Origin of the sequence: Raoultella sp. T31 (assembly GCF_002806725.1) — a bacterium.
GTDB classification, from domain to species: Bacteria; Pseudomonadota; Gammaproteobacteria; order Enterobacterales; family Enterobacteriaceae; genus Klebsiella; species Klebsiella electrica.
The window spans coordinates 1-1230 of record NZ_PIBO01000089.1; the positions used below are offsets into that span (position 1 = coordinate 1).

Below are 1230 nucleotides of genomic sequence, written 5' to 3' on the forward strand. Positions count from 1 at the left end.
ATATGGTCGCAAACCGCATCGAACCAGTACTTGCATCACCCGGTGCGTCCATATATGGTCAACTAAAACTGGCCACCGCGTTAGAGTTTTTCCAGTATCGGTTTTCCGATTCGTTTGGTGGTAACCCACCATTATATTCGTGTGGTCTCAGTGAGCTGTAATATCCAACGATATAGTCCGTTATGGCGTGAGCTGCATCACTGAAGCTTACGTAACCCGTCACTGGTACCCATTCGTTCTTCAGACTCCTGAAGAAGCGTTCCATCGGGCTGTTGACGCTCCTATGTCAACGGCCGCAGTTGGGCTCGCCCCAAATCAGTTAAAATAAGCGGATAAAGCTCTCGTACGATGTAGCGTTTAAGGCAACGTAAAATTTCTTTTGTCGACAGTCCTTCTCCTGTTCGACGTTGCACATAGACTTTTGTTCGCGGATCGCTGCGCATGCGTACCAGGGCGATTGTCCATAGCGCATTATTCGCCTCACGTGAACCACCGCGATTCAGGCGATGCCTGATGGTTTTACCTGAGGATGCCGGCAACGGATTTACACCACAAAGTGACGCAAGTGCAGCTTCATTTTTTAATCGTTCAGGATTATCACCAGCAACTGCCAGTAAGATGGCTGCAGTTTGAGGACCTACACCAAACTGTCTCCGTAAGCTTCCGGCATATTCTTGGGTTAAATTATCCAGTAGCTCATCCAGTTGCGTGAGTTCTTCCGCGAGGGCCTGCCAACGTTTAGCCAGGCTTCGAAGTGTGCAACAAAGTGCCAGGAGTAATGGTGATTTCTCAGCAGATTCAAAACCCATACACGCAGTAACGCATTCGTGCGGTTTTGATTTCCACAGCATGTCGCGGATATCCTGGGGGGCGCTGACTAATAGCGCACGGAGCTGATTGATTGCCTGAGTTTTCGCCTTTACGGCACTCCGGCGGGCAACGCTGATGATCCGCAACGCCTCGCAGGCACCGGATTGCAATTTGGGAACGGCTTTGGCACTCCCGGAAAGGACCGTTCTGGAGGCATTCTCCGCATCAAGTGGATCAGATTTTCCTTCAAGGCGACGTTTAGAACGATCAGGACGATTGATTTCAAGAACATCGAGCCCTTTTTTAATGAGAAATCGCGTCAGTCCTGCGCCGTACGTTCCGGTTCCTTCTATCCCTGCCCGTTCTGTAAGCATCCCGGTAAACCGGACCATTCACTTTTAGAGATCTTCCGACATACTG

The 1230-nt window shown here is 50.2% G+C and carries 1 protein-coding gene and 1 pseudogene; both read right to left on the reverse strand.

Translation table 11 applies throughout. The features are described from left to right. Positions 1–58: 58 nt before the first annotated feature. Positions 59–274, reverse strand: a pseudogene (locus CWM52_RS25860) (integrase core domain-containing protein); the annotation flags it as partial. 7 nt (positions 275–281) lie between these two features. Then, positions 282–1184: a transposase gene (locus CWM52_RS25865; protein WP_227521343.1), complete on the reverse strand. Its 903-nt coding sequence runs from the start codon at positions 1182–1184 to the stop codon at positions 282–284. Positions 1185–1230 lie beyond the last annotated feature (46 nt).